24 protein-coding genes are annotated in these 26,514 nt (G+C 44.1%); 7 read left to right on the forward strand and 17 right to left on the reverse strand.

All coding sequences use genetic code 11. From position 1 onward, the window contains the following. Positions 1-12: 12 nt before the first annotated feature. The gene (betI, locus tag VIC_RS16610; protein WP_006961215.1) at positions 13-609 is read right to left on the reverse strand and encodes a transcriptional regulator BetI; all 597 of its coding nucleotides are present in this window, start codon (positions 607-609) and stop codon (positions 13-15) included. 468 nt (positions 610-1,077) lie between these two features. On the opposite strand from betI, the gene VIC_RS16615 reads away from it, so the two are divergent. Then, entirely contained in the window at positions 1,078-1,752 is a 675-nt protein-coding gene (locus VIC_RS16615) for a substrate-binding periplasmic protein (RefSeq protein WP_006961216.1), read from the forward strand. 44 nt (positions 1,753-1,796) lie between these two features. On the opposite strand, the gene VIC_RS16620 is transcribed toward VIC_RS16615, so the two are convergent. After that, entirely contained in the window at positions 1,797-2,993 is a 1,197-nt protein-coding gene (locus tag VIC_RS16620) for a hypothetical protein (protein ID WP_006961218.1), read from the reverse strand. 348 nt (positions 2,994-3,341) lie between these two features. On the opposite strand from VIC_RS16620, the gene VIC_RS16625 reads away from it, so the two are divergent. Continuing rightward, positions 3,342-5,294, forward strand: coding sequence for a S8 family serine peptidase (locus VIC_RS16625; protein WP_006961220.1), 1,953 nt, complete (start codon positions 3,342-3,344; stop codon positions 5,292-5,294). A gap of 218 nt (positions 5,295-5,512) precedes the next feature. Here VIC_RS16625 and VIC_RS16630 read toward each other — a convergent pair whose 3' ends face one another. The 12 genes from VIC_RS16630 to VIC_RS16685 form a co-directional block, all read right to left on the reverse strand. Continuing rightward, positions 5,513-6,187, reverse strand: coding sequence for an LrgB family protein (locus tag VIC_RS16630; protein WP_006961222.1), 675 nt, complete (start codon positions 6,185-6,187; stop codon positions 5,513-5,515). Beyond that, on the reverse strand, positions 6,187-6,537 hold the full coding sequence (locus VIC_RS16635; protein WP_157622143.1) for a CidA/LrgA family protein: 351 nt from the start codon (positions 6,535-6,537) through the stop codon (positions 6,187-6,189). Before VIC_RS16635 ends, VIC_RS16630 begins: the two co-directional genes overlap by 1 nt. A 413-nt stretch (positions 6,538-6,950) precedes the next feature. After that, positions 6,951-7,997 carry a GMP reductase gene (locus VIC_RS16640; RefSeq protein ID WP_006961226.1) on the reverse strand — a complete coding sequence of 349 codons (1,047 nt, stop codon included), beginning with the start codon at positions 7,995-7,997 and terminating at the stop codon, positions 6,951-6,953. 352 nt (positions 7,998-8,349) lie between these two features. After that, a complete protein-coding gene (locus tag VIC_RS16645; RefSeq protein ID WP_006961228.1) occupies positions 8,350-9,831 on the reverse strand; it encodes a bifunctional ADP-dependent NAD(P)H-hydrate dehydratase/NAD(P)H-hydrate epimerase in 1,482 nt (493 codons plus the stop codon). Between the two features lie 66 nt (positions 9,832-9,897). Next, on the reverse strand, positions 9,898-10,341 hold the full coding sequence (locus tag VIC_RS16650) for a PAS domain-containing protein (protein ID WP_006961230.1): 444 nt from the start codon (positions 10,339-10,341) through the stop codon (positions 9,898-9,900). After that, complete coding sequence (locus tag VIC_RS16655; RefSeq protein ID WP_006961232.1) at positions 10,341-11,345, reverse strand: response regulator; 1,005 nt, start codon at positions 11,343-11,345, stop codon at positions 10,341-10,343. The genes VIC_RS16650 and VIC_RS16655 overlap by 1 nt, the downstream gene beginning before the upstream one ends. 188 nt (positions 11,346-11,533) lie before the next feature. Then, the gene (locus VIC_RS16660; RefSeq protein WP_006961235.1) at positions 11,534-12,664 is read right to left on the reverse strand and encodes a response regulator; all 1,131 of its coding nucleotides are present in this window, start codon (positions 12,662-12,664) and stop codon (positions 11,534-11,536) included. Next, the gene (locus tag VIC_RS16665) at positions 12,657-15,830 is read right to left on the reverse strand and encodes a PAS domain-containing hybrid sensor histidine kinase/response regulator (protein ID WP_006961237.1); all 3,174 of its coding nucleotides are present in this window, start codon (positions 15,828-15,830) and stop codon (positions 12,657-12,659) included. The genes VIC_RS16660 and VIC_RS16665 overlap by 8 nt, the downstream gene beginning before the upstream one ends. Continuing rightward, positions 15,823-16,407: a PP2C family serine/threonine-protein phosphatase gene (locus VIC_RS16670; protein WP_006961239.1), complete on the reverse strand. Its 585-nt coding sequence runs from the start codon at positions 16,405-16,407 to the stop codon at positions 15,823-15,825. The genes VIC_RS16665 and VIC_RS16670 overlap by 8 nt, the downstream gene beginning before the upstream one ends. Position 16,408: 1 nt before the next feature. Continuing rightward, positions 16,409-16,831 carry an ATP-binding protein gene (locus VIC_RS16675; protein ID WP_006961240.1) on the reverse strand — a complete coding sequence of 141 codons (423 nt, stop codon included), beginning with the start codon at positions 16,829-16,831 and terminating at the stop codon, positions 16,409-16,411. A gap of 3 nt (positions 16,832-16,834) precedes the next feature. Beyond that, positions 16,835-17,188, reverse strand: a complete 354-nt coding sequence (locus VIC_RS16680; protein WP_006961241.1) for an STAS domain-containing protein — start codon at positions 17,186-17,188, stop codon at positions 16,835-16,837. Positions 17,189-17,203: 15 nt separating this feature from the next. Next, complete coding sequence (locus VIC_RS16685) at positions 17,204-18,124, reverse strand: protoglobin domain-containing protein (RefSeq protein ID WP_006961242.1); 921 nt, start codon at positions 18,122-18,124, stop codon at positions 17,204-17,206. Between the two features lie 242 nt (positions 18,125-18,366). Between VIC_RS16685 and VIC_RS16690 the strand changes: the two genes are divergently transcribed. Then, a complete protein-coding gene (locus VIC_RS16690; protein WP_039952130.1) occupies positions 18,367-19,923 on the forward strand; it encodes a methyl-accepting chemotaxis protein in 1,557 nt (518 codons plus the stop codon). Between the two features lie 54 nt (positions 19,924-19,977). On the opposite strand, the gene VIC_RS16695 is transcribed toward VIC_RS16690, so the two are convergent. Next, positions 19,978-20,439 carry a TetR/AcrR family transcriptional regulator gene (locus tag VIC_RS16695; RefSeq protein WP_006961245.1) on the reverse strand — a complete coding sequence of 154 codons (462 nt, stop codon included), beginning with the start codon at positions 20,437-20,439 and terminating at the stop codon, positions 19,978-19,980. A 506-nt stretch (positions 20,440-20,945) separates the two neighbouring features. Between VIC_RS16695 and VIC_RS16700 the strand changes: the two genes are divergently transcribed. Next, complete coding sequence (locus VIC_RS16700) at positions 20,946-21,245, forward strand: YfcZ/YiiS family protein (RefSeq protein WP_006961246.1); 300 nt, start codon at positions 20,946-20,948, stop codon at positions 21,243-21,245. Between the two features lie 63 nt (positions 21,246-21,308). On the opposite strand, the gene tnpA is transcribed toward VIC_RS16700, so the two are convergent. After that, the gene (gene tnpA, locus VIC_RS16705) at positions 21,309-21,755 is read right to left on the reverse strand and encodes an IS200/IS605 family transposase (RefSeq protein WP_039951144.1); all 447 of its coding nucleotides are present in this window, start codon (positions 21,753-21,755) and stop codon (positions 21,309-21,311) included. 228 nt (positions 21,756-21,983) lie between these two features. On the opposite strand from tnpA, the gene VIC_RS16710 reads away from it, so the two are divergent. Beyond that, on the forward strand, positions 21,984-22,583 hold the full coding sequence (locus VIC_RS16710; protein ID WP_006961247.1) for a hypothetical protein: 600 nt from the start codon (positions 21,984-21,986) through the stop codon (positions 22,581-22,583). Between the two features lie 42 nt (positions 22,584-22,625). Here VIC_RS16710 and VIC_RS16715 read toward each other — a convergent pair whose 3' ends face one another. After that, positions 22,626-23,726 (reverse strand): 1-acyl-sn-glycerol-3-phosphate acyltransferase, encoded by a 1,101-nt coding sequence (locus VIC_RS16715; RefSeq protein ID WP_006961248.1) that lies wholly within the window; start codon positions 23,724-23,726, stop codon positions 22,626-22,628. Between the two features lie 197 nt (positions 23,727-23,923). Between VIC_RS16715 and VIC_RS16720 the strand changes: the two genes are divergently transcribed. Continuing rightward, entirely contained in the window at positions 23,924-24,526 is a 603-nt protein-coding gene (locus VIC_RS16720) for an AraC family transcriptional regulator (RefSeq protein ID WP_039952132.1), read from the forward strand. 95 nt (positions 24,527-24,621) lie between these two features. Then, positions 24,622-26,490 (forward strand): methyl-accepting chemotaxis protein, encoded by a 1,869-nt coding sequence (locus tag VIC_RS16725; RefSeq protein ID WP_006961251.1) that lies wholly within the window; start codon positions 24,622-24,624, stop codon positions 26,488-26,490. Positions 26,491-26,514: the final 24 nt, after the last annotated feature.

A 26,514-nucleotide genomic window follows, 5' to 3' on the forward strand; every position in this document is an offset into this window, starting at 1 on the left:
TCTGACTTTTCGTTATTTTTGAGAATAGAAAGTAAGTTGTTTGTCCAGATAATCATTGATGATCAATCTGGCTTTATCGGCATCTATGCCATCTGGGTTCATTGTCCCGCGAAGCCATATCCCATCGATCAAGGCAGCGATACCATGAGCAATAATTTCCGCCTGATCTTTTTCAAACAGCGCTTTCAACTCAATTCTCAAGTGAGAGAGAAGTCGCTTTTCATTGACGCGTTGAAGGCGTTTGAGCTCAGGTTCGTGAACAGAATAGGACCAGAATGCTAGCCATGTTTTGGCCACTTTGTTTTCAGCTTGATAGCCCACAAAGTTGCCATCAATGATGGCGTTAATACGCTGTTGATGGGCATGTTTTGGTAGCTTACTCAAACGCTCGGTCACGGTAGTAGAAAGCTGGCGAAGTACCTCTCTCATGGTTTCATGAAGTAAACCCTGCTTTCCGCCAAAGTAGTGATTAACAATGCCCGTCGATACGCCTGCTTCTTTGCTAATCAGTGAAATACTCGCAGCGTGCAAGCCGACTTTATCAATCACTGCCATGGTGGCTTGAACCAGTTGAGGCTTCCTGATGTCTGGCATCCCTACCTTAGGCATTACCGCATTTCCTTTTTTAATTGAACGTTCAATTAAATATAAAATGCCTGAAAATTAGTTAGTACTCAAACTATTTTTCACAAAACCGATACATTAAACCTAAATTTTAGAGAATTTTGATTAATAATTCGATCGATCATTTTAGTCAAAACCAATCAATCCACAAAGCAGAAAACACATCCAACCCGCAGAACAGCCAACAATTAAAATCATAAATATCAATCACATAAGAAAATTCCAAATACTTAAACACTTAGGCACAAGGCTCTAATTAAACGCACAAAAATCACTCATCCAACGCTATGACTTTTGCTATTCTCCAATTTATTATTTAGAGCACTAAAGATAAGAATTCTTTCGTTCTGTAAAAATCAAGCTGGTGAAATAGGCATCAACTTGAAACTAGTCAATCAACATTTTATTTACTATTTTAAGAACAGTTTACTCATTACATGGGGCTGAAAAGGTATGAGGTTGTTTTTACTGGCTTTTGTTCCATTTCTTGCACAGGGTTCCTTAATCACCGTAAAAGGGACACAAGACGTATGGCCACCTTACTTTCAAGAAGCGCCAGACACAGGAAAGGCACAGCTAATTCTGATTGATATTTTTGAACATTCAGGTTTTCAACTCGACATTAAGCTGCAACCTTGGAATCGAGCCTTGAAGAGCGTGCGAACAATGGAGAACGACGTCATTTTGGGTGCGTGGAGAACAAGAGAAAGAGAGCGCTTTCTTTATTTCAGCCAACCTTACTACTGGAATGAAATAGTGGTACTGAGTCGACATAAAAACCGACTGCAGTATAGTGGTCATAAAAGTTTAACTGGGCTCACCATTGGTGTTCAGAGAGGCTACCGATACAGTGACGATTTTGAACAACTTACCAATTTCAAAAAGTATGAAGTCAGCAGCGCAGAAGAAGGCATCGAAAAGCTGATAAAACAACGCGTTGACGCCATATTAGTCGACAAGAACGTGCTGACCTACACATTAGAAAAGGCTCGGCTAAACCGCGGCCTTTTCCATATCAGCACGATTCATTTCAGTTGTATTCCTTTACATGTTGCGACAAGCAAAGAAAATAGCGCAGCCAGAAAGCACATAGATAAAATCACATCACGCTATCAGAAAGACAGGTGACAAGCCCCTGCATGCAAGTGAGTCGTTGACTCAGCGCAAACGGCTTAATCTAACACTAAACTTCGTTGAATGTGAGAAGGCAATCTTCCAGAGTTATAGCGCCAATGAATCGCACCTAGTACAGAGACATCATAATATCTAGCGACCCAAGCTTTCCCTTTGATACTGTGTAGGAACGAGGTTGGTAACACTTCGACGTATGACCCAGGGTTGTAGTTTACAATCCCGGCCTTTTGGGCAATGGCCATAGACTCGTGAAAACTGTGCATCCCGCCTCCAATTAGATAGCCAACAATCGCCAGCATGTATTGTTTACATAGTTCAGCATTCCAAGTGTGCAAACCACCAAACGCGCACGCTGCTTGAAGCAATGTACCTGTTGTTCCCGAAATACCTGCCCCAAATAAGAGGTTACGAACATCAACATCATCATAGTAGCTATCCGCGGTAGCATGAGCTTCTCTATTAGGGTCTCGCTCAAACATATCGACACCTCGGTTGCGGCTCTGGGTAACGGTTCCGACAATATCCTGACTCGACGCAGGAACAATTCCCCCTACTGTGCTTGCTGGTGCTGCTGATCCAGATTTTTTACGACGGCCACGATAGCGGCTGTCATCAAACCAAGCTTCTCGAACTTTGTTAGCTAACACCGCGTATTTGACTTCTTCAGGCCCTTTGAGTTTTGGCAGAATTTTACGCCCAACCGCATCATGAATCGCGAGCTTCTGCTCCAGCGTTCCATTATCTAGTGCTAGGATCAGTTTTTCCCAAATGACCGAGGCGGAAATATCTTTGGCTTTTTCCTCACTGATTCGGCCAAATCCCATTCTTCCACCAGTAAAGAAATAATGACCAATCTGTGCTTTGACCATTTCAGTGACACCCTCAGAATCATTACGTTTATGAGCCTGAAGATACTGCTTAATACCAGTTGAAACCTTATTCACTGCATCTTCTGTATACTCTGCAACGTTCAGTGCCATTACACCAAGCACCGACTGGGCTTCTGCACGGCGTGCCTGGCTTATGTTTGTGTCATAAGGCTTTAATCGGAATTTTCCCTTACCCGCATTGAAGCCGGTGTGTTCACCTGTTTTGGCATAAACGACTTTAGAATCTAACGTTACTCCCCACGGTACATAGGATTCCTCTCGACTGCGTGGAAGCCTACCGTCCAGAGTCGTCTTTTTTATGTATCCACCTTCGCTATCGAAGTCTCGTACTAAAAATTCATACATGCTTTTTATTACTCCACTCTGGCATATCAATTTACCAATATACGAGTAGACCTTACCGACTGCCAAATGATTTCAGTCTTAAATCAATGATGAGAGATGCATTCAATAATTGGTTGAATTATTCGTGCTACTTACAGAGGCAACTATAGCTATGAGCTTACACCCTCCCTGAAAACCATAATAAAATTATAAAGTTAATAATTAGCACTCGGTATTTTGGGTATAGACTCACACCTCATCCCTTCTTGACATCACTCTGTCAAAACTTCAGCGCAGGTCGATAGGAAACTTGGCAACATTGCATATGGAACTCCATACCCAAAAACAATTGTTGTATAAGGACATAAAATGATAAAACACACTGCGTTGTTCGCAGCTATGTTGGTCGCAGGTTCTGTTGCGCCAACTCATGCAGAAACCGCACAAGTTGAAGCGTTGGCACCCCAATCTTGGGTCGTGACTGGATTTGTTTTCAAAAATGATGCATCTGAAAGTGACATTCAGAACGTTGAATCAAAATTGAATCACCAAGCTACTGTCTTGAATCATTTAAAAGGTTTTAAAAATTATACTGACCATGATCTTCTCTATACCCGCTACCAAGCGGCGGGCTACACATTTTTGGTGGGTCCGTTTCCTTCTGATTTTTCTTACATTAAGAGCTTCCAAAAACAAAATGCTAGCCTAGGCCTTATTGAACCGATAAAAGCAGGTGAGGAAGAGCTCGATATTAATGTGGAATCAATCCTATTGTCTCGTTCAGAAACACAACCCGGCGATGCCTATATCAACAGCTTCTGGGAGCACGGAATTACTGGCACTGGTTACACTGCGGCTGTGCTCGACAGTGGCACCGATATTGAGCACCCTGCATTTGTTGATAAAAATGTGTTGGTGATGGGGAGTGAAGGAATTAGCGGAGAAGATTATAACTGGCCAATGAAAAGAGAATGGCTAAAAACAGCAGGCAGTCGACATCTAAGGAGTACTCACGGCACCGCTGTAGCTGGCGCAATGGCAGGGAATTCTTCAATCAGCCCTCATGACGGTATCGCCAAAGACGCTGATGTGATTAGTGGCTATGCGGGTTCGGCCTCAGATACCCTCTTGCCAGACGGGGATGGCGAGTTCGCACAAATACTCAGGGAGCTAAAATCCGCTAATCTGACCATGTCGAGTTTGTCTTACTTAACAAACTATAATGCCGTATCACTTAATTACAGTTTTGGTAATGGGCGGATACTCGCACCTGTAGAACAAAGCTCACTAAACCAGTGGCAAACGTGGTCTTTTTGGGCAAGATACTTCGATGCGGTCAGTTACGAAAATGATTTTCTACTTTCAAAATCTGCCGGTAATGATGGCTCAAAGTACCCTGACGGTAGTAGTGCTGAAGCGCCACAACCTTATTCCATCAGTAAACCCGGAGATAACTATAACGGCTTAACAGTAGCCAACGTAGACACCACCTTAACAGATGGCCCAACTGAAAAGACGACAGATAGAAGCCAACATTCAATACGTGCAACAAGCAGCCGCGGGCCAACTACTGATGGTAGGCGTAAGCCAGATATCGCCGCTCCCGGTCATGACACTCGAACCGCAGCGCCAGATCCCAACGCATACACTTATGAAGGGCCTTACAAAGACCGATTTTTAGAGGACGAATACAAAGAATATGACGAAGATACAATTACACGACTTGCGACAGGAACAAGTCTCGCATCTCCGCACGTTGCTGGCGCCGCGGTACTTGTAAGACAAGCACTAGAAGAGTCAAACAACCGCCAATACCAAAAATTCTCTCCTTTGGTAAAAGCCGTGCTAATCAACAGTGCAGATAACAACTCACGCAATGTGTTATCTGAAGATCTTCCTCAGTACTGTGATTCTAATGGCAACTGGTGCCCTTCTCGCGGCTGGGGTTACATGGATTTGACTCAAGCATACAGTGAATACGAGAACACTAAACAATTTGAGCTGCGCCCGTGGTCTAGATCGAAATCATATCGAGTAGCCAGCAATGACAAGAACTTTAAGGCAACTCTAGTCTGGGAACACAAAAATTTCGATGATGCCAGTAAGTTACTCTCCGTCGATATGACTCTATATAAGGACAACAGCAGATATGAGATACAGTCAGACCACAGCGAAGGGATTCACAATGTCTTACAGGTCCAAACGAAGCGCCGAACAGATCTCTGCATTCAAATTGAAGCTAGCGAAAGTGGAACATTCACTCCCTACACAATGTCATTAGCATCAAATACAAGGTTGATACCTGTCCGGTCATGTGACTAGGTATCGTAGGTTATTTAAAACAGACAAAATGCCGAGCGTCAGAGTTCGGCATTTCGTTCATCAGAGCCAACAAAATGTCTAACCTTTAGTGAAGCATCAACTCATCATTTTCCATAACTTTGCTAACTAAGCCAGTCATCTGATATTTTGTACTAGTCAAAGATAATACCAACGATAGAAATTTAAGCACGATCGTTATTCCAGATTTGAACTCGTAGTTAAACAATCATAACGATCAAAGCCATTACTGCGGGAGCACATATTGCTGTAAAAATACCACACAATGCGAGAGCTAAAGAGCTATACGCTGCATCTTCATTTCTTTTATCTAAAGCTTGTGCAGTCCCCAATGCATGAGCAGCAGCCCCAATTGTAATGCCTCTCGCAATTTTCCCTTTAATCCTCAACAGATGAAAAATAGGGTAAGCGGTCATTGCTCCTATGAGACCAGCAAATAAAACAAGGACAGCACTGACAGCAGCATCGCCATCTAGTTGATAGGTTGTTGCCATCGCGATAGGGACTGTAACCGACTTAGTCAAGACACTAACCACTAATGGAATATCGGCACCGAGCGATAATGCTATGAGCCCTCCTGACAACATCGAGAATATTGCCCCAAGGAAGCATGCCCCAAGTATTAACCGAGCCTTTTTCTTTATTGTGCTTAGCTGAGAAAAGATTGGGTAAGCCATCACTACTATTGCCGGTTGCAACAAATAACCCAGTAGTCGATTATCTTCATAATACTCGGAATACGGAACATCCAATAAAAGTAAAACAGCAATAATGAATGAGACACCTAACAAAAGAGGATTAAGAAGTGGGTGCCCCAATTTCCTACATATCTGCTTAGCAGTTACATAGGTAATCAACGTCAAAATTAACCACATTAATCTTTATCTCGCTCAAAAGTATTGATTGAAATCGCCATAACCACGAGAGTCAGCATTGTTCCACCACACACGCTGGCTAACAGTATGCTCAAGTTAGACTCAATTAAGTCCCATTTGATCATTAATCCGACAGATACAGGTGTAATCAGTAATGGAATGTTTTTTACTAGCAAGTTACTAGTGAAGGATAGCCTAGCAGAGTCACATACCCCTGTAGCCAAGAAAGCTAGTAATACCATCATCCCAATAACGCCTTCAGGTATTGGTATACCACTAACTGAGGTAATGACATGACCGAGAAATAACGATATAGCTACCCAAACGATTGAATAAAGGATATTTTTCAAAACGACATTCCTGATGTTTGAATATTCGAAAGAGCAACTTTAACATCAATCCCACCCAAACTCATACGCAACATCATTAACTACCTAACAGGAATTACAAAAACCATATGCAATACAACTCACTCTGGACATATCCATCTTTTCCGACTCCAGTTTACACAGCTCGGGCTGCAGTTTTAGCTCAGATTTATCTCTGCTCGGTTTAATGATTCAATATACTGAGGTGTATTTGATAAAAAAACATAACCTGATTGCAAGATTGCGTTAAGTCCGTTAACTCCTACTCGTCTATCAAAAGCTCACACCACCACACGCTTTTTGGCCTTTAGATATCGCCACTTTACAATTTTCAGGCAAAAAAAAAGAGCCGCAAAATGCGGCTCTTGTTATTTTGAACTTTCCGAAGTGTTGAATTACTTCTCTTTACCGAAAACGTTGTTCTCTTGCTCTTGTACGCGGATGAAAGTCGTACGCTTGGTTAGCTCTTTAAGCTTTGCTGCGCCTACGTATGTACACGTTGAACGCACGCCACCAAGGATATCTGAGATAGTACCGTGAACACTGCCACGGAATGGCAATAGTACGGTTTTTCCTTCAGCTGCGCGGTACTTCGCAACACCGCCTGAGTGCTTGTCCATCGCTGACTGAGAAGACATGCCGTAGAACTTCATGAATGTCTCGCCATCTTTTTCGATAATTTCACCGCCTGACTCTTCATGACCAGCTAGCATACCGCCAAGCATAACGAAATCCGCACCGCCACCAAAAGCTTTAGCGACATCACCAGCACAAGAACAGCCACCGTCACCGATAATCATACCGCCTAAGCCGTGCGCAGCATCACCACATTCGATGATTGCAGAAAGCTGCGGATAACCAACACCAGTCTTAACGCGGGTAGTACATACAGAGCCTGGGCCGATACCTACCTTAACGATGTCTGCACCAGCTAGAATAAGCTCTTCACACATGTCGCCAGTCACAACGTTACCTGCAGAAATTACCTTGTCAGGGAATGCAGCACGTACTTTTTCTACGTATTCGACTAAATGCTCTGAGTAACCGTTGGCGATATCAATACAGATAAAGATAAGGTCATCACTCAGGTCCATGATGTCCTTTGTTTTTTGGAAATCAGCTTCTGAGGTGCCCGTTGAAACAAACACATTGTTCAGTGTGTTCTTGTCTGCTGATTTTACGAATTCAGCCCATTGCTCTACTGTGTAATGTTTATGGATAGCCGTCATTACGCCATGTTCAGCTAGCGCTTTCGCCATTGCGAAGCTGCCTACCGAGTCCATGTTTGCTGCAATTACTGGCGTGCCAGACCATTGACGACCGCTATGCTTAAATGTAAAATCGCGGGTTAATTCAACTTGAGAACGACTTTTAAGAGTAGAACGCTTCGGGCGAAATAGTACATCTTTAAAGCCTAACTTAAGTTCTTGTTCGATACGCATGATAAATTTTCCTGTAAGCAAATTTACGTGTCGTGCGTTTTCGGTAAACGTTGGCAGACGTTTTACTGAGTTTCGGACACAAAAAAACCGGAGCGTTGGCAGACGCTCCGGTTTTCAGCATTATAGGTCGTGATTTATTTCTCGCAAGACTGATAATTGCATTTTTTTTGTGATACCATTTTGAAGTCTTGCAAACCTAATTCCCTACCATACGCACCAAACCTCAAACAGTTCATAGTAAACAAAGACTTAACTACAATAGCCTCGATTATCAAAACCAGAAAGCAATCGTTTACCGAAACCGTTAACGTCGTTAATTTTTGTAAAACGTCTCTTAAAGGCATCTTAATATCTATTTTCCGTTAACCAAATGACGTATATGAGGAAGCAAATCACTTGCACAAAGTCCACGTTCGCCGTTTTTTTCAGCATCCACGTCAGCTGCCAGACTATGAACCATTACCCCTTTCACTGCCGAACTGGTTAAGCTTTCACCTTGAGCTAACAAACCAAGGATGACACCAGTGAGCACATCTCCCATTCCGGCGGTCGCCATTCCCGGATTTCCAGCGTTGCAAACATACGTTTGTTGACCATCGTAGATTAGCGTGCCTGCTCCTTTTAGCACGACGACTCCTCCGTACTTCTGCTGTAGCCTTTTTACTGCGAGGAATCGTTCAGACTCAATTTCACTGACTGAACAGTTAAGTAACCTCGCAGCTTCCCCCGGATGAGGCGTTAAAATTCGCTGCGCGTCTTTGTGGACATGGCTAGCGAGTAGATTCAGTGCATCAGCATCATATACCTTGGGGACTGGTTGTTGAGTTACCGAATGAAACATCTTCAGCGCGCTAGAATCAGTGCCAAGACCAGGGCCTATAGCAATGCAATCGCACCACTGTTCTAGCCTCTGCTCATTCACTAAACCCTCTTCCCATGACGACGCCATGACTTCAGGACAAACCGCCAAAGATGCCAGCGTATTTTCTGGATGTGTGAGCAATGCCGTGAGACCGGAACCACTCCTCAAGCATGCTTGAGCGGAAAGCAAAGCTGCACCGCCCATTCCTCTATTACCGCCAATGATTACGACTTTACCGTGTATGCCTTTATGTGAGGTTTTTAAACGCGGTACAAAAGGCTCACAATCGGATAAATTATTGAGAAGCAAAGCAGAAGGAGTATTTTGCTGATCAAAGATATCTTCTACGCCTAACCCGTTGAAGTGAATGACTCCGGTATAGTCGCGAGCTTGTCCAGTAAACAAGCCTTGTTTAAGCCCAATGAACGACACCGTGTGGTCGGCTTTTACGCACGCCCCCAATACCTGACCACTATTACTTGATAAACCAGAGGGTAGATCAACGGCAACAATTGGTGCGTTAACCCGATTTAACCTGTTAATGAGGTGGATTCCATCCGGTCTGACGGAACCACTCAACCCAGTTCCGAAAAGTGCATCGACAATGCAGTCATAATCGACCTCAGACGATAAGTCCGGTTCATTAGTATCGCCACCAGCAGCACAATAATCTTGATAAGCCGTTAAGGCATCACCTTTTAATTTTGTTTCCTCAACGACCTGCCAAAGTGTTACTTGCAGTCCAGCTTCCAACGCAAGTTTGCCGACAACATAGCCATCACCACCATTATTCCCACCACCACATACAATCAATACTTTTTGGCATTCCGGATACTGATGCATCATGACATCAAATACCGCCTGACCAGCACGAGTCATCAGCTCATACATGGGGATCGATTTGGCTCTCGCCGCATCAACCTCACCATTTTTGACTTGTTCTGCTGTGTAAAGAGGGGTTGGTGAAGGCATTGATTCTCCTAAGATAAAAATAAAGCCAGATAATTTCTGGCTTTATTGCTGAAGATTGACGTCGAACTATTTGTGCTGATTGAGTGATACCAGTGCTTCCGCAGTAGCATCCTGAATCGATAAAAACAGTGAACGAATTTCGCCTGTCGGCGTTCTCATTGGATTAAGTGTAATATTTTGGTACATGAATTCCGCCTGCTGAGTCACAGGTCGTACGTTTCGACACTTAAAAAGATATGGGCGCTGTTGCCACGTAATAAAGCTTCGACAACCTAAGTCATACACAGGTTTGGTTTTCAGTTTAAACCAATCTTCTGGGATCTCCGGAAACAGTTCAAATAGCGACTTATCTATCGCATCGTGAGCCTGAACGCCACTATGGTGAGTCATAAAGCCATTCCAGACCTGAACCTTGTATTCACGATCCACAACAATCAACCCTAGGTCAACATTTTGCACCATATCCACCATCCAGTGGAATTGCTCAAACTCTGCAGGAAGATTTATCATTAAAAGTCCTCCATCAAATAAGACAACTTGTTGTCGAGCAAAGGAAGGGACTCATCAACAAACATAAACAATAAATCGCATCGGATTGAGGTGCCATCGATGTTGTAGCTGACCTCAAATGTCATAGTCTTTTTAAACGACCCCGTTGTGGACTGAATCACTGAATCAATTGAAATATGCTGGCCCAAGAGCACGGGGGAGCTCTGGAAAAAACGGACTTCCGCTTGCTTACCTAAACCATTCAAAAATGAACCGACAAGAATATTTGAGACATCCATTAGAAGTTCCAGTTCTTCCAACTCCTCACTGTCTGCCGGAACCTTCATAAGCTTCTTAAGGTCGCAAACACTTGAATCACTCAACAGCACTAAAGCTTCACCAGCAATACCTTCACCACTGAACCCCTGACACACCCCTGAGACCTGATCATTTTCCGCTAAGTCACGCAGTGCCATGTGAAGCTCACTCACTTCAAAGATATTGACGTTCGGCAAGGGCAGATGAACAAATACATCAAAATGGCGAGCCAGAGCGTCGGCCGCACGGCCGATGGAAACGTTCGCCACCTCCATGTAAATATCGCGTCTGCGAAGTATGGGTAAATCGACAGTAACGGGCGTCACTATTTGCGGTTGGCTTGGTTTTTCAACCAATTCTTTCAGCACAGCGTTCAGAGCATCTTTATCAATCGGCTTTTGGATAAACGCTTTTGCACCGAGCGTCATCACTCGCTCTTTCGCTTTGGGTTGGATGTCACCAGACACTACGACAACTTGGATATCGATACCACGCGTGCCTATTTCTTCGAGGGTCCCAAAACCATCCAATTCTGGCATGGTTAAATCAAGGAACATTAATTTGAAATCATTTTGCTCTAACTGCTCTAAGGCATCCAAGCCATGAACAGCAAAAGTAATATCTGCATTCAATGAAGCAGGTAATGAACGCGCCATTTGCTTTCGAGCTAACGCGGAGTCGTCACAAATAAGGACAGGAAAAGACATGCATATACCTACTGCTATTCGTGTTGCTAATAATTTCAGTGTAACAGATAGTTAGCTCATCAGGCATGAATCTAAAGAGATTAAACGTATCTATTTTGAGAACTCCGAGCAGACACACTAATGCTGCCAAAAGACGCTGAACCTACTACCAACAAGTTAAACAAAACAACAACCAATAAAGCCTGAAATTATTCTTCTCCACTAGCTTTCAACTGAAACGAATCTTCATCAAAACCTTCATCTTTGTACTTAGAAGCAATCTCTTTGAAGGTACTTTCTATACTAAGAAAAACATCGACAATCACTGGCTCAAAATGCGTTCCAGAGCCCTCTGCGATAATTTCCACCGCCTCATCATGAGGAAATGCAGGCTTATAAACCCGCTCAGAAATCAATGCATCATATACATCAGCCAGCGCCATCAACCTCGCACTCAATGGGATATCTAACCCAGAAATACCCTCCGGATAACCGCTGCCATCCCATTTTTCCTGATGGCTATATGCGATTTCTTTGGCAATAGTTAGAAAGTCACATTTGAAGTCGATTGAGTCTTCAACGGTCATTAATACGGCTCGACCTAGCGTTGTGTGGTACTTCATTAAATCAAATTCTTCATCAGTCAATCGAGCAGGCTTGAGCAATACGCTGTCAGGGATACCTACTTTGCCAATATCATGAAGTGGTGCCGATTTGTACAACAGTTCAATCGCTTCTGGCGTCAAAGACTCCGTGTAATGACCTGTCCGTACCAACTCTTCCGCCAACGCTCTAACGTAGTGTTGTGTGCGGCGAATATGATTCCCTGTTTCGTTGTCACGCGTTTCGGCCAACGATGCCATTGCCCCAATCGTCGCATCTTGAAGCATTTCTAGCTCTCGAGTTCGCTTTCTAACTCGCTCTTCAAGCTCTTCATTTTGTTCTGCCAAGGCATCCATAGCTCCTCTCAGTCTCAAATGAGTATTGATGCGAGAGATAAGAATCGGTGGACTGATAGGCTTGAGAATGTAGTCAACGGCTCCGGCAGCAAAACCACGTTGTTCATCCTCTATTTGCGACTTAGCTGTCAAAAAAATCACCGGAATATCATGAGTTTCTGGGTCCGAAGTTAATCGTTCACAGACTTCATAGCCGTCCATTTCAGGCATCATGACATCCAGCAGAACAATATCAGGTTTCTTCTGCTTGCAAATATTTATCGCTTGAACGCCCCCCGTCGCGACCAATACGCGATGGTGAGGTTTAAGTAAGCCACTGAGTAACACTCGGTTCTCAGCATTATCATCGACAACTAAGACGCTGGTTAGGTGGTCATCCATTGTTCCCCCCAAACACTTTATCCATATCTAACGGATAAATGCTGGCTGCTTTTCTCAAGGCGACACTAGCAGACAAAAAATCACAATCGTGAATACACTTGCAGCAAGTGTCGAACTCCTCCGACCCTAGTAAAGTATTGAGGTACAAATAATGCTCGTCAAGGTAATCGATGGCGCGAGCGTCAAGCTCCTGAAGAAGCAAGTCTAATTGATGGATAACTTTTACACTGTCATTGTCGAGCTTGTCCTTGGTATTCAATGGTTGTGGGCGATTGAGTGCATCACAAATAGCGTTGAAAAACGGCATGAGATAGTCGGACATCTCACTCTTGAGTTGCTCCAGTGACTCTGTGCGTTCACCTCGGCCTAGCTCTTGCTCTAACCTTGACGCAATGTCGGACAAGCGAATTGCCCCAAGATTGGCGGCAGTCCCTTTAAGCGTATGGGTGATCAATGTTGCGTATTCAAAGTCTCCTTTGTCTAAAGCGATATCAAGCCGGTTATCATAATCGTACTCTTTGTCTACTAGCTGTGAGAGTAAACGATGATAGAGTGCTTCATTACTGGCAACCCGCAATAACCCATTTTTAGTATCAAGTGATTCAATCTCTTGGAGGCTTGAAGCGACCGATTTAGCGCCTTCTTTAACCAATGTTTCCTCCGTTCGCTCCGTACTTTCAATACTGATTGGAGTAAAATTTTGCGTGAAGTCATTTTGGCAACAACGCTTGATAGTAGAAAATAGGTGTTCAGGGTCGATGGGTTTAGATACATGATCATTCATGCCTATATTCAAACAGCGCTCTCGCTCTTCAACCATGGCGTGGGCAGTCATCGCAATCAGTGGAATGTCATCATAGCGCGCATCACTGCGAATGCGCGTGCTGGCTTCATAACCATCCATCACTGGCATTTGCAGATCCATAAAGATGATTTCAAACATCTCTGAAGTGCCAATCCTTTTTTCCAGAGTCTCTATCGCTTGGGCACCGTTATTTGCAACGGTAACCGTAATACCCTTCTCTTCCATTAGCTCAACAGCGATTTGCTGATTTATCTCATTATCTTCAACGAGCAACACTCTTAGTCCGTCCAGCTCTTTATCTCGTTTATGTCTTCGGGATTGCACACCAGGCGTTGAGTGGTTGTTGGTTGGCCCAAACAAATCCATAATCAAGTCAAACAGGTAAGACTGCCCAACTGGTTTTGAGAGAAAGCCCGCGATATCCAGTTCTTCCACTTCGCTTGAAATATCGTCTTTATCATAGGCTGTCACGATCACGATTTTTGGCTGATGCTCTCTGATGACTTGCTGACGAATTTGTTGGCTGGCCTCAATGCCACTCATAGTGGGCATCTTCCAGTCCATAAAGACCAGATCGTATGGCTGCCCTGCATCGGACGCTTTCTTAAGCTCTTCCAATGCAAGCTCACCACTACTGACAAACGTCGGCTTACACAGGAAGATGTCGAGCAAGTCTTCCATAATTAAGAGCGCGTGTTCATTGTCATCAACAACCAGCGCATGAACATGATTGAGCAAATCCGGAACAACGACTGGCGTGTAGCCACTATCCATCACTGCGCCAACCGAGATGTTGAAGCGAAAAGTACTACCCACATTGAGTTCGCTATCTACGGAAATCTCGCCGCCCATCAATTCGACTAATCGACGACAGATGGATAATCCGAGCCCCGTACCACCGTATTTTCGCGTTGTACTTCCATCCGCTTGCGTGAATGCATTGAACAACTTACTCGACTGTTCTTCACTCATACCAATGCCGGTGTCTTTAACCGAAAAACCTAACTCGATTTTGTCGTCTAGCGATCGGATCACTTTGACTGAAACCGAGATTTCGCCCTGCTCAGTAAACTTCACGGCATTGTTCACTAGGTTGATAATGATTTGCCCCAACCTTAGTGGATCGCCATACAGGGTTTTAGGCACATCTCTTGGTATGTCAAACAGCAGCTCCAGCCCCTTCTCAAATGCCTTTTGTCCGGTCACCATGGAGACATTATGAAGAACGTCATCAAGGTAAAACTCAATCTCTTCAATGGAGAGTTTGCCGGCCTCAATTTTGCTGAAATCAAGAATGTCATTAATGATTCCTAGCAATAGAGAAGCCGAGTTGTGGATTTTAGAGATGTAGTCGTGCTGCTTGGGCGTTAAATCGGTCTTTAGTGCCAGATGTGACATACCAATAATGGCGTTCATCGGTGTGCGAATTTCATGGCTCATGTTGGCAAGAAACATAGACTTAATCTCAACCGCTTCTTCTGCTTTTGCTCGAGCTTCGTTGAGTTCATCTTCGACCTGCTTTCTTGATGTGACGTCTCGAAGAAACATAGCAATCCGGCACTCGTCATCGAAGAGAAACACTGTCATACCAAGATCTATTGGAATCGGTTTATCTTCACGAGTGTAAGTCTGCACCTCAAAGAAAGCCCCGCTGACCTTGTCTTGGTCTTCAATCGTGATGTCTTGAGAAAGTAGCTCAGATAGCTCCAATGGAAGCTCTGCTCTTAACAGCTCAAACAAGTTCTGACCTGTCGCCTCTTCAACACTATAACCGTATGTTTCTATAGCCGTTTTATTCCACAAGACTATCTTTTTATGCGCATCTAAAATGACAACGCTAGAAGGTGCACCTTCAATGATAGTACGTGATAATGCTTCGCTAGCTTGCAGGTCCCGTGTCCGACGCTCAATCTCCTCCTCTAAACCTTCTTGATGAATCGCCAGCTCTCGGTTCTTAATTTGTAACTCATGCATGAGATCATCGCGTGTTTTCTCAGACAGCACATTTTTAATATTGAGGAAATCATTTTCGCTGAGCTGCTTGTTTGCATTTAACGTCCAAACAAGCTCATCTTCTGACTGAGAAATTGACAGTAAAGGGATCGAAACACGTGGCAGACACTCGCTACCCTCAGCGGACGACCACAAGGTCTGTATGCCGTTGTCGTGTATTTTCACTTTGAGCTCAATGGAGTCCAGTACAGAAAACAACTGAAACAGTATTTCACCACAGAGAAACACCACTTGGTCGCGGTAATGCCTGTCGTAGCCCATGATATCGAGTACTGAGATCAGCTTTCTCCGTAACGCGATGCGAGACTCGTCATCATTCGTAAAACGGAACGCGTGCGGGCTATTCATCTGTATACCTCACAGCAATCGCCGTCGCATCATCATAAGGCTTACTGAACGACTCAATGAACTTTGACGATAGATACTCGACCGTTTCATTACTAGCATTGGATAAGAGTTCAGAGTTGATATTTTCTTTGACTCCATCGGTTGTGAACATGAACACATCACCGTCGGCGAAGGCAAATTGGAAGGGATGAAGCGTAGGCAATAGCTCACCGACTATGCCCGGTTGAGCAGGGAACGAACGTTTTTCGTTGGCAATCTGGCGAACCAGCGTGTTGCCTATTCCAACACCAAAAGCTGACTTTTTAGCAGCGTCAAAGAAAACAATTGTGATTGCTGCACCTATTGAACCAAGAAACGATCTGTGAATCTCAGTAATAAGCCATTCCACATCTTCACATCCATGCCCTTCAAGGAAACCTTCTATGCCGCGTGCTAACTTCGCTGCTTTGCTTCCATGCCCGAGAGCATCAATGATGACGACAAGTAAATCATCGCTGAATTCCTGTATAAAAAAACCATCTCCAGTTTCTATTTCCCCGAAATACGGCACAGTTCGAGAGCTGTAAGCAAATCCCATCCTACTCTCTCCATTTCACTACTTGAACTCGGGTTCCTTTCCCAACGGCAGTTTCTATATCAAACTCATCCACCATTCTCTTTACGCCTGGTAAACCAAGACCTAGCGAGCGGCCAGTCGAATAGTTTTCTTCAAGTGCTTTAGCAATATCCTCAATCCCTGGACCGTTATCCTGTGCAATCACTTTGATGCCGAGTTCATCTTCGCCTTCTAACTTCCAAACAGATATCACCCCAGACTGCGCATATCGAATTATGTTAGTCCCCAGTTCAGAGACGACTGTGGAAACCTCGCTGACAGAAGGCGTACTAAACCCAAATTGTTTTGCCAATGTATAGACTGCAATTACCGAGCTCATCACATCGGATTCCGAACGCACCTCATAAGTTTCGATAATATCTTCAACTATATTAAAAGCCGTCATTTCCTAGCGCTCCAAAACTGCTAAACCATCATCAATATTGTTTACACAATTCAATTGCTCTGTTTTATATGAAATATTGACCAACGCCATCGCAATACCCGGTCGTATTCCAACGAACAGACAGATACGTCCCATCACCTCAACAGCACTGACAATCTCCATCAACGAATCCATGTCTTGCCTGTCGAGCGTTTTTACACCGGACAGATCAATCAAAACACCTTTCACCGTACTCGACATAACGATCGTATCAAGCAGCTCTTGTCGAAATTCATCCAATACCTTTTTACTCAGGTCTACTTGAATGGTGGCAATTAGCGCGTGCTTCAATCGGTTTATCGAAATCGACTTATGCATAGTTAGGCCTGTTAATTACTCATCTGAGAACTTCTTCAGACCTTCGACATTGAGGCCCACTATTTTGAATGCATTTTCAAGTGCATCACGCAAGGTAGCATTCGTTTTGACTTCGCCGACATTAATGCCTAGTTGAACCATGGTTTGCGCAATTGAAGGAGACACTCCTGACACAAGACAATCACACCCCATTAACTTGGTCGCCTTGGTGATTTTAATGAAGTGATTCGCCACTGCTGTATCAACGACAGCGACACCGGAAATATCCATGATGAATATCTTGGCTCTGTGTTCGGAAATCTTATTGAGCACAGCCGTCATGATGTCCTGAGCTCGTTTGGAATCGATAATACCGACAATAGGTAACATCAGAATATCGCGCCATATCATGGTAACAGGCGTCGACATGGCAAGGAGTGCTTCACTTTGTTCAGCAATGCGTTTATTGATCAGCCGAGAATAAGTATCGACTACAATCGTGGTATCTAGGTGAAGCAGCTTAGTAAAGGCAGTCACTAGCGAGCTGTATTCATCACTGTATAGGCTGCCGTCATACATACGTTTAGTAAAAATCACCATCGAGATATTCATGCCTGCGAAATACGTCGGCAGAGGCAACCCGACTCTCGCATGCACTTCACCTACATCACGACGCTGCTTGACATAAACATCGTCCACTTTAGCTTCAAAAAATGCGGTCCAATAATGCACCTGTGAATCTTGCACGCGCTTGAGCTTTTTCTCATCGCCAAAAAACTGTACGTATTCGGGCTGTTTATCAAGCCAGTCGTAGAAATGGCGTACATAATCGTCCAACTTGGGCACCATCATGCTGCCAAATTTTCTAATCAATGCTAGATCGGCCTCATTGAGATCATGAAGTTTGAGTAAACTTTGTGCGCTGGTATAACTTCCTGCCGAAGAGCTAAGCGACATTCCCGCCTCCTTGCGTTTAAGTACTTTTGTTCGAGAATGAGCCAAAACCACTAACCCAACCTATTAGTATTAGGGTAGTCAATAAAAACAACTTGTGAGCTACAAGTTGAATAAGAACATAAATTAATAACAAATCAGTCAATAAATGATTGAGTAATTCTCTCAAGTTTTAAAAATTGTACTTATACTGATTGAGAAGTAACGAGCCATTATCATTATCTTGTCGATGCGAGGTTAACTCGATGCGCGTAAATGAACCAGTGACCCAGAGAGAAGTCACCTACCCGCCGGAATACAATTTGTTGTCCGTCACCAAGACCAGCAGCCATATCACCTATGCCAGTAAGGAATTCTGTGATGTAGCTGGATATACCTTGGATGAACTTGTTGGACAACCTCACAATATCGTTCGCCACCCTGACATGCCTCCTGAGGCATTCAAGGACATGTGGGATTTTCTCAAGTCAGGTAAATCTTGGATGGGACTGGTTAAGAACCGTTGTAAAAATGGCGATCATTACTGGGTTGATGCGTTTGCCTCTCCCATTAAGGAAAATGGAAAAATCGTCGAATATCAATCAGTGCGCCTTAGCCCGAACCGTCAGCATGTTAAGAATGCAGAAAAGATCTACGCTCAGTTAAAAGCAGGAACAACACCCTTTCAGCTAAAAATGCCGCGCACCCGCCTATGGCAACGCTTAGGAGGTGCCTTTTTAGGCTCTGCGATCATTTCGTCAATCATTGGGGCATTTGCACCCGGTGCTGCTGTTTGGGCATTGTTTTTATTGGCCACCTTGTCTGGCTATGTTCTCACTCGTCGCTTAGAGGATTTATCAGAACAAGCGCGTAAAGTGTTTGATAACCCATTGATGGAGCTGGTTTATAATCAGAGAGTCGATGATATTTCTGAGATTTCGCTAGCTTTGAAAATGCGCCAATCAGAGATAAACGCTGTTGTCGGCCGGATTCAGGACTCCAACGAGCAAATCGCAACCGCAGCTCAGTCTTCTGCTAATAATTGTGATACCACAGCAGAGAACCTTGTGGGGCAAACCTCTGAAACCGAGCAAGTGGCGGCTGCAATCAACGAAATGCACTCAACCGCAAACGAAATTGCGCAAAATGCTCAGAGCGCCTCGGATGCGACTGAACGAGCTAACTCAGCCGTTGTGGAAGGCAAATCCTCAGTTGAACAAACAGTTTCATCCATGAACGAGCTTTCTCAGCAATTAGGTGTGGCTTCGGATGTTGTTCAGCAATTGTCAGAACATGGCCGAACCATAGGTGAAGTACTGGTGGTCATTCAAGGCGTAGCGGAGCAAACAAATCTGCTGGCACTGAATGCGGCGATAGAAGCAGCACGGGCCGGTGACCAAGGGCGAGGCTTTGCGGTAGTGGCTGACGAAGTTCGCAAGCTGGCTCAGCGAAGTCACGAATCAACAGAAGAAATTCAGAACATTATTAATCTCATTCAGACCAGCACCGATAAAGCGGTTCAAGCCATGGAAGAAGGAAACAAGTTGTCTGACATCTGTGTTGACTGCGCAAATACATCTGGTGATAAGCTGGACGCACTATTTGGCCAAGTCACAGATATTTCCGATAGAAATAGTCAAATAGCTACAGCGATTGAAGAAATGGCCAGGGTAACCGAAGACATGAACTCAAGCGTTCAATCTATCAGTGAAGTATGCTCCGCCACCAACATCCTAGCAAGCGACACACGTGATGAATGCGAAGGGTTAGTCAACAACCTGGACTCGCAAGGTAAGCTGGTCAATCAATTCCGTAAGCTCTAAACGCAAAAAGCCTTCCAATCGGAAGGCTTTTTAATACTGCAACGATATATTCGTTTACTTCGCCATGCGAACCAGTGACTTACCAATTAACCATTCTAGCTCTTTGGCACTGTCTGCACCGAATTGCGCTTCAGTCGTTTTGTAAAGACGCTCAATCCCGTTCATTGCAAACTCGTGCGTACTTTGAGATGTCACAATATGGTGGAATAGCAGACGTAGAATCGCTAGGAATTCAGCGTTGTCTAACGCTTTTACCCAGCTGTCTGAGAAATCTTGCAGACTGTTGTCAAAATTCAGATGTTCTACAAACATCTTAAAGATTCGACCATCTAACGCTGCCGTGAAATCTGTCTTTTTTGGAAAGTGGTGGCTGATACCTGTTCGCGATACACCTGTCTGTTGACTTAGGGTTGTGTATGACATCTTGTCATAACCCAGACGCAAAAGTTGATCCACTACTGCGTCCATAATCTTCTGAATCGTGATTTCAGTATCTTCTTTACTACGCTTTGGCATGTTCAGGCTCTTCTCTCTGTAAATCCATCTAACTCAAACGAGTCAATAATGACGCCTATTAGATATCTTACATGACACCTGCTTTGGCCTCAGAGGATCCCTATGGGAACCTAATGAAACCATCGTACCATATAATACGAACGGCGTCTTAGATGGAGCACACAATGTCGTGTAAGATAACTTTTCATAAATCACAACATCAGCTCGATTTATAAAAGCAATAAGCATTATCTTTCATTTATATAATTTGGCTCACGATAATCATACAAATCGAACTTGCTTACAACTAACTGCACACCATCCTGACTCGATAATGACATGATATTTCGCAACAACATGACTAACGTCACATTATTTGACAGGTTTATCAATTCTCACCCATTTGTTTAACGCTCTTATAACATAGCATCTTGTTCAGAGCCCATTTTGGGAGCTGATGTATTTTTATGGATCACCTTCAAATAACCCGATAAAATATCCATAATTTTTGTAAGAGGATTGTCGTAATGAGCACAGAACGAGAACAAGCTGACGTATGTGAAGCATGTGGTTGCGCTGGCGAAATGGGCTTTATTATCAAAGAAGGGGACGATGTCGCAGAAGTGACGATTTTTGCCCAAGGTAAAGCCCTTCTCGAAGCGGAGCTGAAAAAGTACATCGATTTAGCAAAACAGGTCTGCGAAGGCGTAGAGTATGAAATGTCTTCTATTGAAGAAGACTCGAGTGAACTAACAGCTCGATTCAAATTCGAAGTCAGCGCGGAAAAACTGATTTTTGAACTAAAGACTCGCTCCCTAGCTCGCTAAGCTAGTAAAAATCCACCTGCATAGCAGGTGGCTTTGGTTGGCCCCCTATAAGGGGGCTCACTGCTATTTATCTAACCCTAGAAGCATTTGTCGCTCCTCTTCTTCTTTCCCCACACGATCTTGGTGCCTGACATATCTACGTATAATTTCCTCGTTCATCCCTACCGAATCAACAAAGTAACCTCGTTGCCAGAACTTATTACCCCAGAGCTTTTTCTTTCTCAAATACGGAAATTTGTTAAACAACCTAATCGCTGTACGACCTTTAACAAACCCCATGTAATTTGAGATACTCATGCTCGGCGGAAGCCTCACGACTAAATGGACATGATCAATTTGGACGTTAAGCTCGACAACCTTGCATTTCTTCATATTGCTGTAAACGTAGATACTTCGATACAGCTCTTTGCCTAAATTTCCTTTCAGAATCTTTAGTCGATATTTAGGTGTCCAAACAATATGATATTGGCACCGATGATAAACGTGTGAAGCGGATTCATATCTGCTCATGTTCGTTATTTCCTTCATTTGTTGGTTGCAAACGAGGACATCTTGAACATGAGCGTTCTTCGGGCAAAGCCCAAAAGAACGATCACCACCTTCTAAAGAAGGTGGTTTAGGGCCAGAAAATAAAAAGCGGACATTCAGTCCGCTTTTTTGTTCACTCCATCATCTCTTTATTGACCCTAACCAAACTCCTAATTAATACTTAGAACAAATCATTGTCTGGATTGTCCTATGAAGCACTGGCTTCTGCCTTCTCTCGTTGTACTGCTGTCTGCACCTGCTCTCAGTGAGCCGATTGATCATTATCGTATTCTCAATCATCTGGATAACTACGGGAATCTAGACCTGCGTAATAAACCTTATAAAGAGCTGCCATCGGGTTTGGTTGTAAAAGGTAACCTCAATATTGCCAAAACCAGCATTAAAGAGATTCCTCAAGGAGTGGATATTCAAGGCAGTCTAGACGCTTCAAACAGTCAGCTAAAAAAGATAGCAAAAGGCGTCAATATTAAAGGCTATGCCAACTTACTTGCGTCACAAATCGTTCGATGGCCAGCAGGGATCAAAGTCGGTGGATACGTAAACCTAACAGATACCCCCTTAACCAAACTCCCTCCCCGCTTTAAAGTGAAAGGAGACTTAAGTGTGATTAGAACACCACTGGAATCGTTACCGGAGGGTTTAACAGTTGAGGGAGATCTCTATATTGGCGGGTCAAAAATTACTGAGTTTCCGGACAAGATGACAGTCAAAGGCAACATATTCTTAGGTGGAAACCGAATAACCAAGTGGCCTTCTCAACTCGACCTCGGCGGTGCAGTAGCACCTTAACCAATAGTAAAAAGGACGCTAATCGCGTCCTTTCTAATCTATTTAACTTTGGTTTTTAACCGGATTGGCGTAGCTTGCGACCAAATAAGACTGAGCGCCTTCCGGAAGCTGGTTAAGTTTACCTGCCAAAACGTCTTTAACCTGCTGTTCGACTTGCTCATCACCTGCCGCCAATTCATTAATTGGGAACAGCTTGTAGTTATCGTGTATCTGACGATCAATTTCTTCTGCCAGAGCTTCCGGTGATTCGAACTCATCACCAATCACGTCACCAAATGCGACATGGATACGGCCTTTGTCACCTACGATTCCCTGAATAATACTCTCAATATCTTCAAATTCGCCTTTTTCATACGTACCGCTTGTAGCTTTTTCAAAAAGCTCACGCGCTTTAGCAATATCACAAGGGTCATTCTCATAAGAGATAGCAACAGGGACAATTCTTAGCGACTTGATGTACTCAGCGAACTCTAACTTCTGCTTACGACCTTCAACGTGGAACATTTTTAGGATCGCCGGATCAGTAAAGTCATTGCCATCTTTAGCACGACCTTCTTTCTGCGCAATCCAGATAGAGTTCCCCGTATCCAACGAATGTTTGATGTAGCCCGACAAAGTACCTAGCGCCTTCATCATTTCACGAGGGCCTTTTGCAGAGCGCTTTACAATAAAGCTCTTGTTTAGCTTCATCAATTCAGTCGCACAAGGTTTTTTCAGTAGGTTGTCTCCAATAGCGATACGCACTGTTTTATGATCACTCTGGTGTAGACCGTAGTTGACCAACGCTGGGTCCATGGCGATATCACGGTGGTTGGAGACAAATAGATAAGACGTCTGCTTATCCAGCTTATCTAAACCTGAGTACGTTACGCCCTTAGTTGTTGAATTCAATGTCTGCTCAAGGTACTTCTTCACTTCCATCTGAATCGCTTCAACGGAGTTCAGTTTAGACCACTTCATCTTGAGGTAGACTTTAACGATTGGTGACATCAACGCTTTAAACCAACCTGCATGGTTTGCAAATCGATGTTGTAGAATCGCACTGATGAATTCTTCATCGTTAATCAGGCGGTCAATCGCCGCTGGAATTTCTTCGTCATTGTATGGACGAATTTCAACAAAAGGGTCGTTTTTAGAAGTCATTTCTTATTACATCTGAGAAAAAGCTGGCCTATTCTACGCGGAGATGGGGGGATTAACAGCTATACTTCTCTCATAATCAAAAAGGTCAGACCAGCATAAAATCACCGTTTCTGTAGAAAGTCGGAGTTAAGTTGGCTTTTTCTGCAAGAAACGTTAACCTTAGCGCCCCTTGAGCATACAAGAATATGAGCAATTTCATGCACTACGCAATCTCGCATAACAAGAGTGACTTTCAGTATCTAACCATGACTCCACGAAAAAAGAGTATCAAGCACATGTTACTCAAGGTGGAACAAGGTTTAGCACTAATGAAACTTGGAAAGTCTGAGTATGCGATTGAAGCAGGTCAGACAGTTTGGATTCCGTTTGACGTTTTGTGCGCATTGACCTTCTTCCCTCAAACTCAAGTTCAGCAAGTAGAAGTCTCTTGTCGCGTCACAACGTCTCTGCCAAAACAAGGTGGATTCGTTACCCTTAATGAGTTGACTAACGCTTTGTTAAATAGACTGAAGGTGATGGACGAAACTCATGATGCCCAACGAGATATTCTGACTGTATTACAGGCCGAGCTGTCCGCCTTAAAGCCTCAGTTAAAAGAGAGCAGGCTAACCCGATTAATTAGCCAGTGGTCACCGAATACCGACAGCAAACTATTGGCAGAGCAACAGCTCGTATTGACGGTTCGTGAAGCCTATAAGCGAATGAAGTCTGGTAAGAAGCGAGAGCAGATCATTTCAGACCTGTTCGACAACAATGAGGCGATGTACTCACAAATTGAACATGCAATTCTGGGTAAATAGCAGAAAACTTAACTAAGTTACTGGCTGATTGTCGATTTCGTAACTATAAATCTATAAATATCCTCTATATTTGTAGATAAAATAGGAAGGCGAATATGAAATTCAGCCATAAGATTGTGGCAGCATCCTCTCTCCTCTTACTGGCCACTGTAACGTTGCTCACCCTACAGCAGTACTACACCGTTCAATCCGAAATTAAATCTCAGGTTACATCGAGCGTAACGGAAATCGTTGATGGCGTTCGAGACACCACAGCCGCTGAGATTGATGGCCGAAAAGCCATCGCCAATTACGCGACCAGTATGCTGGAAGCCAACCTGTCTCCCGATGCTATTTCTACCGTCATCACTCGCCCCATAGTAAAGGACACATTCCTTTTGGTCGGTTTGGGATTCGAAAAGGATGGCTCTAATATAAACAATGACCCTTCTTGGAATCCCGGCTCCAGCTGGGACCCCCGAGCTCGACCTTGGTATATAGACGCCAAAAACGCAGGCAAACTCATTATCACTGCCCCTTATGCCGACTCTGCGACTGGCGAAATTCTGGTATCCATTGCGACTCCTGTAAACGACAACGGTAAGTTCATCGGCGCGATCTTCTACGATGTTAGCCTTGCGGGTTTGGCTGATGTTGTAAACAAGGTACAGCTCTTCGATGCAGGGTACGTATTTATCGTTGCAGGTGATGGCACAACCATCGCACACCCCCAAACCGACTTAAACGGCAAACCGATGAAGGATTTCTTGGGTGACGCCGGTATTCAGGATGACCCGCAACAGGTTTCTATTGATGGCAAAGACTACACGCTAGATTTCTCTAAAGTTCCAGGAGAAGACTGGTATATAGGTGTCGTTCTCGATGAGGAGATTGCATACCAATCCTTAGCAGATTTGCGTAACAGTTCAATTATTTACACTGTCGTTGCGTTAGCCATTAGTATCGTCATTCTCCTAGTATTGATGGCTGCGCTAATGCGCCCACTTGGTACACTAAACGCAGCGATTCAAGATGTTGCATCAGGTGAAGGGGATTTAACTCAGCGCTTAGATACGAGCACAGACCAAGAGTTTTCTTCACTTGCAGAAAATTTCAATACTTTCACCAGCACACTTCAACAGCAAATCACTCAGTCAAAAGCCATTGGTGAAGAGATCTTACGTGGCTCCGAAATGACATCCATGGGTCTACAAGAATCAGCGGCGGCAATGCAAGATCAATTGAGAGAGCTGGAACAACTTGCAACCGCGATGCATGAGATGGCAACAACCTCAGGTGATGTTGCCAATAACGCTCAGGGGGCAGCCTCTGCTGCGAAAGATGCCGACGAAGCTACGGAAGTGGGTACACGTGTTGTAGGCGATACGACGGCTTCAATTACAGAACTGTCGCAGCGCATTGATGAAGCAGTTGAAGAAGTGAAAACTCTGGAATCAGCGACAGACAACATCGAAACCATCTTGAAAGTGATCAATGACATCGCCGACCAAACCAACCTACTGGCACTTAACGCAGCAATTGAGGCAGCACGTGCTGGTGAATCTGGCCGAGGCTTCGCGGTCGTAGCTGATGAAGTTCGAACACTGGCTCAGAGAACTCAAGAATCCACCACAGAAATCCGCAATATGATTGAACAACTGCAGTCTGGTGCAACTGCAGTGGCAAATGCGATGAACATGAGTAAGGAGACTGCGAGCGGTGCCGTACTTCGTGCAGAAGAAGCCAACACCGCTCTAAACAGCATCCGCGATGCAATCCAGAGCATTAGCGATATGAACATTCAAATCGCTTCGGCCGCGGAAGAACAAAGCTTAGTCGCCGAGGAAATAAACAACAATACGGTCAAAATCAAAGACCTGTCTGTTCAGGTTGCCGATGCAGCAGAGAACGCTAACATTGCCATGCAGGCGCAAACTGAAAACATTCGCGAACAGGATGCCATTCTCAACAAGTTTAAAGTGTAAATGCTCTCGCCCTCCCAATTGGGA

Source organism: Vibrio coralliilyticus ATCC BAA-450 (assembly GCF_000176135.1).
Taxonomy (GTDB): Bacteria; Pseudomonadota; Gammaproteobacteria; order Enterobacterales; family Vibrionaceae; genus Vibrio; species Vibrio coralliilyticus.